Origin of the sequence: Bifidobacterium sp. M0404, from assembly GCF_016101415.1 — a bacterium.
Lineage (GTDB): Bacteria > Actinomycetota > Actinomycetes > Actinomycetales > Bifidobacteriaceae > Bombiscardovia > Bombiscardovia polysaccharolytica.
Map to the genome: position 1 here is coordinate 620,176 of NZ_JACFQP010000002.1, position 7,590 is coordinate 627,765.

General features: G+C 60.0%; 8 protein-coding genes. 7 read left to right on the forward strand and 1 reads right to left on the reverse strand.

Going from position 1 to position 7,590, the window contains the following annotated elements; all coding sequences use genetic code 11:
- Nucleotides 1-55 precede the first annotated feature (55 nt).
- The 4 genes from manA to H3T93_RS06840 all read left to right on the forward strand — a co-directional run bounded on the left by manA (nt 56) and on the right by H3T93_RS06840 (nt 4,664).
- Nucleotides 56-1,441: a mannose-6-phosphate isomerase, class I gene (gene manA, locus H3T93_RS06825; RefSeq protein ID WP_144178510.1), complete on the forward strand. Its 1,386-nt coding sequence runs from the start codon at nt 56-58 to the stop codon at nt 1,439-1,441.
- 293 nt (nt 1,442-1,734) lie between these two features.
- A complete protein-coding gene (locus H3T93_RS06830) occupies nt 1,735-2,646 on the forward strand; it encodes a CHAP domain-containing protein (protein ID WP_144178512.1) in 912 nt (303 codons plus the stop codon).
- Between the two features lie 70 nt (nt 2,647-2,716).
- A complete protein-coding gene (locus H3T93_RS06835; RefSeq protein ID WP_198191428.1) occupies nt 2,717-3,445 on the forward strand; it encodes a C40 family peptidase in 729 nt (242 codons plus the stop codon).
- Nucleotides 3,446-3,617: 172 nt separating this feature from the next.
- The gene (locus tag H3T93_RS06840; RefSeq protein ID WP_046323252.1) at nt 3,618-4,664 is read left to right on the forward strand and encodes a universal stress protein; all 1,047 of its coding nucleotides are present in this window, start codon (nt 3,618-3,620) and stop codon (nt 4,662-4,664) included.
- A 90-nt stretch (nt 4,665-4,754) separates the two neighbouring features.
- On the opposite strand, the gene H3T93_RS06845 is transcribed toward H3T93_RS06840, so the two are convergent.
- Nucleotides 4,755-5,168, reverse strand: coding sequence for an OsmC family protein (locus tag H3T93_RS06845; RefSeq protein ID WP_144178513.1), 414 nt, complete (start codon nt 5,166-5,168; stop codon nt 4,755-4,757).
- Between the two features lie 142 nt (nt 5,169-5,310).
- Here H3T93_RS06845 and H3T93_RS06850 point away from each other — a divergent pair, with 142 nt between their 5' ends.
- The 3 genes from H3T93_RS06850 to H3T93_RS06860 all read left to right on the forward strand — a co-directional run bounded on the left by H3T93_RS06850 (nt 5,311) and on the right by H3T93_RS06860 (nt 7,483).
- Entirely contained in the window at nt 5,311-6,186 is an 876-nt protein-coding gene (locus H3T93_RS06850; protein WP_110425686.1) for a thymidylate synthase, read from the forward strand.
- A gap of 89 nt (nt 6,187-6,275) precedes the next feature.
- The gene (locus H3T93_RS06855) at nt 6,276-6,944 is read left to right on the forward strand and encodes a dihydrofolate reductase (RefSeq protein WP_144178514.1); all 669 of its coding nucleotides are present in this window, start codon (nt 6,276-6,278) and stop codon (nt 6,942-6,944) included.
- The gene (locus H3T93_RS06860) at nt 6,944-7,483 is read left to right on the forward strand and encodes a low molecular weight protein-tyrosine-phosphatase (RefSeq protein ID WP_144178515.1); all 540 of its coding nucleotides are present in this window, start codon (nt 6,944-6,946) and stop codon (nt 7,481-7,483) included. Before H3T93_RS06855 ends, H3T93_RS06860 begins: the two co-directional genes overlap by 1 nt.
- Nucleotides 7,484-7,590 lie beyond the last annotated feature (107 nt).

Genomic DNA, 7,590 nt, shown 5'->3' on the forward strand with positions numbered 1-7,590 from the left:
TGGTGGGTTCGTATGCACCGGCCCATGGAGGGATTTCCCGTGGAAAGGGGAGTGCGTGTATCCGATCCAAGCTGTGGAGAAGCACTACGCCTGGGGCTCATATGACCGACTGCAGCGCATGTTCCATCTGGATGAGTCAGACGGATGCCCGGGGGATACATTGGCGGAGATGTGGTTCAGCGGACACACCGAATCCCCCTCGCCCCTGACCTTGCCCGACGGCTCGCTGCTGCCTCTGACCGTGGCCATCCGCCGCAATCCCATGGCCATGCTGGGGGAGCGCGACTCTCGCCTCTTCGGCCCCACCCTGCCCTACTTGTTCAAGATCATCTCGGCCCGCATCCCTCTGTCTCTGCAGGTGCATCCCCTGGATTTCGAAGCCCGTGCCGGCTTCAATCGTGAAAATGCCCTGGGAGTGCCGGACGACGATCCCAGCCGCTCCTTTCACGACAGTCTGGCCAAGAACGAAATGGTAGTGGCCCTGGAGCCTTTTCAGGCCTGTGTAGGCTTTGCGACCATCTCCACCCAGCTGACTCTCCTGCGCGCCGTGGATCACCCTCTGGCCGAGCTGATGACCGAGGCGCTGACCGCCCGCACCTTCCACCTGGGGGTTCCTCCGGCCCGCTTCGCTTCTGCCGATGCCATGATGCCGGTCTCCTCCCTGATTTGGCCGGACTCCCGCCGACGTATCTTCCGGGCCTTCCACGCTGCCGTGACTGCCGAGCCAGAAACAGCCCGAGGCCTGGAGGAAGCCTTGGAGGCTGCTGCCGGGAGGCTGCGGTCCAGGCGGGCGGGAGCCGTGCTGGACCATGCCCTGTGTGCCGCACGAGCCTTTCCGGATGACCCCGCTGTGCTCTGCTTGCTTATGCTCAACCCCGTGGATCTGGAGGAGGGCGATTCGGTCTATATCCCCGCCGGGACCCCTCACGCATACATCCACGGCACTGCGGCAGAGATTATGACCAACTCCGACAATGTGCTCAGGGCCGGCATGACCCCCAAACATCGGGACATTCCCAACCTCCTACGTAGCCTGGACTGCCAGCCTTCGGCCCCCATTGATCCATCGAGCTCCATGATCGCCACCCTGATCATGCACAATATGGTGACCTACCGGCCCAAGATCAACGAATACATGCTGGTCTACGGGCATGTGGAGGAGGGTGGAGCCACTTGGCCCCTGCTCAATAGGCTTCAGCAGCGCTACGGGGATCTGATAGAGCGTCTGGGGCCCCGCCACCTGATGATTCCCCGCCGCGGACCACGCATCATCGTCTGCACTGATGGCCGGATCCGTTGCACGGCCGCTGACCAGTCCTGTGTGCTGGACCAGGGGCGGGCCCTCTTCATTCCCTCCGAGGACGGCCGTGTCGACATCACCATGCCTCAAGATTCCAACGATGCCGGCGGATCCTTCCTCCTGGCCTCGACTCCGGTCTGATCTGGTATGAGTCCGGTTCGCTCAGGGTGGACCATGCAGGGTTCAAAACTGTGGGACACGCCGTGGCGGACGGCACGCATGCGGGTTTGCTCATGTCCGCATTATGTCCGTATAATCCTAGAGTATTCCGTGGTTGTCGAAGATGAGCGACCACCGAAGCCATGCTTGAGTACACCAGTATGGACAATTCAGGTCATTTGGCCTGGATTCTCGCTTGCGTTATGGTGTTCCCTTGTGATGGTTCGTGGTACGGCACGAAAGTCGCGTCGGAACATAAACGGGAGTGATTCTAGATGAAGCATGCTGCGCACGGGGCTTCGGCCAGGCGGGGCACAGGTGTCGGCAGTCGGTCGACCGGTCGATCGTCGGGCATAACCCAGGCAGCTGGCATTGAGGGTCTTGATGATGCCCTGGCAGCCAAGCTCAACGAGGTAGCCCCTCGGACCCGTCGTTCTATCCGTCTGGCGGCTAAGGCCTCAGCCCGTCGCTCTCATATCATGACCGGTTCGGCCCTGACCGTCCTGGTCGGTGCTGCCGCTTCCTCTATGGCGGTCAGCCAGGCTCGGGGCGACTGGTCCTTGCCTTTGGCCGACAGTGTCGCAATCAATTTGGTCACCCCCTCATCCTCTACCGGCTCCTCCAGCGCAACTGGTGGTGCAAGGGTCTCCCGTTCTGATTACCGCCAGCCCCTGCCCACGGCCTCGCAACGCAACGAGGGCAGCTGGGAGCTGGGCGAATCCGAACTCGATGCCGGACAGATGTCCAAATCCCTGGCCAACAATCCAGTCGTGGCTGTGCTGATGGATGCCAACCAATCAGTACTGCCGGCAGGGTTCAATCCCAACCATGTCACTGGAGATGTGGGCAACGCCTATGAGTTCAGCCAGTGCACATGGTGGGTCTACGTCCGTCGTCACCAGTTGGGACTACCGGTGGGCTCGCACATGGGCAATGCCAAGGACTGGACCGGCTCTGCACGCACCCTGGGCTATTGGGTGGACAATACGCCGCGCAATGTCGGCGACATCGTGGTCTTCCAGGCCGGCCAGGAGGGTTCGGATTCCACCTATGGCCATGTGGCCATCGTGGAGAAGATCAATCCCGATGGTTCCATTGTCACCTCCGAGTGCAGTGCCAACATGAACGGAAAGACATACTCTCGCACCTTGTCCAATGTGCACGCTCTGAACTACATCCACTACTGATCCTTGACTGCGCGGATCGTGTCCTCTTGTGTTTGATCCCTGTGCCAGATACGTGATAGAATTGTGACCAATGAAAAAGACACGCAAGTATGTGAGCATGATGGCAGCTGCCACAATCTGTGGCATGCTTTCCATCGGTATACCCGCCGTGGCCCAGGCCAGTGACGGCAGTGAAGCCGCAGTCACTTCGTCGCGTTCATTCACCCCCGGCAGCAAGGTGCGTGCCGACCTGTTGACCGAGTCGACGGCTACTACCGTCGAAAAGGACAGCAGCTGGGGTGGCATCGAGTCTTTGAACGTTCCTGCCACCAAGTCTCCGGCCGAGAAGGATGCGGAAGCCAAGGCCCAGCAGGCTCAGGAACAGGCCCAGGCTGCAGCCAGTCGGCACCAGTCCTCGCAGCAGGTCAGTCGTTCGGCTGCTCGTAGCAGTACAGTCAGCACAATCACTGAAGTGCCGGCCACTGGCAGGGGCGCAGATGTGGTCAACTATGCTCTTCAGTTCCAGGGGGTTCCTTATGTGTTTGGTGGGACCGATCCGGCCACGGGTTTTGACTGCTCTGGATTCACCCAGTATGTGTTTGCTCACTTCGGCATCGGCCTGCCCCGCACAGCCGATGCGCAACGTTCAGTGGGTGTGCCGGTCACGGATCCTGCTCCTGGCGACCTGATTGTGACCCCTGAGGGCAGCCATGTGGGCATTTATGTTGGCGGTGGCCGCATGATTCATGCCCCGGATGTCGGTCGGACCGTAACAGTTGAGAAGCTTTATCGGGCTTTCGAGTATCGTCGTCTGGTCTGAGACACATTTGTGCATGTAACCTCAACGCCCCCTTGTGGGGCGTTTTGCATATTCAGAGTCGAAGTTCCTCGCGTGTTGGCCCTTGCCAACTTATCGATCAGGTCTGCATGCGATATTCTGGCAGAAAGAGCGGTGTCGGTTTGTCATCGCCAAGTTTAAAGGAGGTCGTCGGATGAGCAACGACAAGGCTGTTCTGGTAGGCGTCGATGGCTCGGACGCCAGCTACAAGGCGGCGTGGTGGGCCGCCAACTACGCTAAGCATGCAGGGTTGACCCTGCAAATCGTCTGCGCATATTCCCTTCCCTCTTATGCGGCTGTCTCTTTCGACGCGACCTACACCACCATGGGAGACGACGTAGCGGCTCACAACGACGCCCAGGAGATTCTCTCAAAGGCCAAGGCTATCGCCGATGAACAAGGTGTCGGTGCAGCCACGCTGATTGTGACGGGGGATCCCTCCTCGGTCTTCGTGGAGCTGAGCCGCAACTACCGGCTGATTGTCATCGGGAACCGGGGCAAGGGCGGCCTGGCTGAGCGGCTGCTGGGCACCACAAGCTCCAGTCTGCCCGCCTATGCCTACTGCCCTATCGTGGTCGTTCCCTACACCGACGACGATGGCAACCTGATGCATCTGAGCAACGACATCAAGCGGGTTGCCGTGGGTTCCGACGAGTCTAAGTGGGGTCTTAAGGCATTGCAGATTGCCGCCGCTTTCGCTGACAGCTGGAATGCCGAGCTGGATGTGATGTCGGCAGTGCCCAATATCTCCGGACTGACCGGCACGGGCTCGGCCGAGGAGCGCAGCGTCATGGACTCCTATCTGGATGATCTCAATACCCGAATCACTCCGCTCATGAAGACCTATCCCGATCTGCGCATCAACAAGACCGTGGTGCCAGGGTCTGCCGTAGAGGCCTTGACCCAGGCCAGCAAGACTCATGACGTGGTCGTAGTCGGCTCGCGGGGCCGCGGCGGCTTCACTGGGCTCCTGCTGGGATCTACCAGCCAGGGCCTCCTGCAGCATGCGGTCAGCCCCGTTTACGTGGTGCCGCGCAAATATGTGGAGGCCGAGGAATCCGGTCTCAAAGCCGCAGCCGACGCGGCAGAAAGCACGGATGTGGCCGATATCACCGGAGTGGAGAAGATCTCTGTGGATTTGGCCAAACCCGAGCAACTGGCTGATCTGGAGTCGACCATCGATCCCGAGCATAAGGAGTAAGGCGGTCGATTCAACGGCAACATCGACGAAGAGCGGGGACTCCCGGAGTTCAATGAACCTGGGGATCCCCGCTCTTTTATGGCTATCAGATCAGTGGCGAACCTTGACGGAGATCCTGACCGGGGTCTCCCGCTGATAGGTATGCGCCACAGTGCAGGACTTGGCAATATGGCGGCGGATCCGCTCCTCCAGCTTGTCCGCATCCTCCTGGGCCAGCCTGGCCGAAGTGGCATCGACATCCACCTGCTCGTCGAAGCTCAGGTAGGCGTCGTCGTCGGAGTCATAGGTGCCGTCCACCACGATTTTCGCCCCCTTGCCCTTGCCTAGGGCGCTCTCCACGGCGAACTGGCTGGAGAGGGCTCCGCAGGCGGCCAGAGCGATCTTCATCAGATCGCCCGGGTTGAACTGATCCTCGCCCTTGCCGAAGGTGATGTGGGCCCCATTGTCGCCATAGGCGTTCCAGGTGCCGTCCTTGTCGCGTTCGACCCAAAGTCTCTTGCCCATCTGTTCCTCCTTGTCCGGCACCCAATGGGTGCGTCATCCGGATCCGACCCTGTAGCCGGACCTGTTCCTCCAATCTAACCCGGACTGTGCAATTCGTCACCGGGGCGCGCTCAGCTGACCGAGGACTTGATAGTATGGCCGCATGGCCTTGACTCCCGAAGAACTGCAGCGTATTCGTACACGTATCCCTGAGCGTCCTGACTCGGACATTCCCACCCCCTATGAGGACTTGGTGCGCACCATCCTGCGCGAGGGCACCCTGAAGTCCGACAGGACGGGGACCGGCACCATATCCCTGTTCGGGCGGCAGATGCGCTTCGATCTGTCGCATTCCTTTCCCTTGATCACCACCAAGAAGGTCTACTTCCGGGGAATCGCCTACGAGTTGCTCTGGTTCCTGAAGGGATCGCAGAATGTGCGCTGGCTGCAGGAGAACCGCGTGCATATTTGGGACGAGTGGGCCGACCCGGAAACCGGGGATCTGGGTCCGGTCTATGGGGTCCAGTGGCGCAGCTGGCCCGCACCGACGCCGGAGGATCCCCATCACACCATTGACCAGATAGCCAAAGTGCTGGATCTGATACGTACCCATCCGGACTCCCGTCGAATGATCGTCACTGCTTGGAATCCAGCCCAGGTTGACAGCATGGCTCTGCCACCCTGCCATGCGCTCTTCCAGTTCTATGTGGCCGACGGCAAGTTGAGCTGCCAGCTCTACCAGCGTTCCTGCGACATGTTCCTGGGGGTGCCTTTCAACATCGCCTCTTATGCCCTGCTGACCCTGATGATGGCCCAGCAGGCCGATCTTGAACCTGGGGAATTCGTCTGGACCGGTGGCGACTGCCACATCTACGACAACCACGTGGAGCAGGTTCTGGAGCAGCTGTCGCGCAATCCTTATCCCTACCCGACCATGCGCATCCGCAAGGCCGACTCCATCTTCTCCTATCAGTATGAAGACTTCGAGGTAGTGGATTATCAATGCCACCCCGCCATCAAGGCCCCGGTGGCGGTCTGAAGGTGCGCTGAGCCGAATACGGGCACCGTCGAATCCGAAGATTAGAATGTTCTCGTATATCTACTCACTATGAGGAGTGAACGCAACAGATGGAGCATGACAATAGTCGAAGTGGCTATCACGAACCCGAGCCCGGTCAGGCCGGGCTTCTAGGCGATGAGGATTGGCGGCATCAGGAAGAAGAGATAGGCCGCCGCTCATCGGTCAATATGATCTGGGCGCAGGCGCAGGCCACTGACGGTCGGCGTGGCGCCATCGGTTACCACAATGCGCTGCCTTGGCATCTGAGCGAGGATATGCAGCACTTCAAGGAGCTGACCGTATCCCATCCTGTCATCATGGGGCGGCGGACCTGGGTCTCCATGGGGGAGCGACCCCTGCCCAAGAGGGACAACATCATTCTATCCAGTGACCCAGGGTTCCATGCACCAGGCGCCACTGTGGTATCTGCGGCCGACGATGCTCTGGAACTGGCTAGGCAGGAAGCCATTCCTGATGATGGGATGGATCGTAGCGAAATCTGGATCATCGGCGGCGCAGGGGTCTTCAGCACCTTCTTTCCGCTGGCTGATGCGGCCTATGTGACCGACCTGGACCTGCGGACTCCAGCTGATGTCTTTGTGCCTGATATGGAGGAGCTTGTCAGCAAGCGGTTCTGGCAGGTGCGCGACGAGAGCCGTTGGATGACCCCTGCTAAACCAGACCAGGCGGATGCCATCCGGCGCTTCCGGTACATCACCTATGGGAAGGTGCGTTGATGGCCCAGAATTCTAAAGGAAAGGCTTCACGGGGCCCTTACAACGTCATGACCGTCTGCACCGGCAACATCTGCCGGTCACCCATGGCTGAGATCATCCTGCGTAAATTCTTCCAAGATCGCGGACTGGATGAGGACCAGGTCAGGGTGGAATCCAGCGGGGTCAGCGACGAGGAGTTTGGCAACCCGATAGATCGGCGTGCTCAGAAGGTTCTGCGCGAGCGGGGCTACGAGGTGCCGGCTGACCACTTCGCCCACCGGATTACCCGGGAGGAGGCCGAAGACGCCGACCTGCTCCTGCCCATGACGGCCGACCATATGCGCGCCCTGTTGCGTCTGTTGCCCTCAGGCAAGCGATCCGATGTGCACCTGTACCGCAGCTTCGACCCGGATCTGCCCAAGCCAGCGCCGGGCCGGGAAAGCCAAATCGATCTGGTGGACCCCTGGTATGGCGGCCCACATGAGTTCGAGGTGGCCATCGATCAGATTGAGCACACCGCGCCCTACATCGTCGACTGGGTGGCCAGACAGTTGTCCTGAACGATAGATGCATGAAATGGGCCTATAGGAACTAAACGCGTTGTTTTAGGTTCTGTGTGTGGGTTTGGTTGTGTGTTGGTCAGAGTGTGGTGTTGGGGTATCTGACT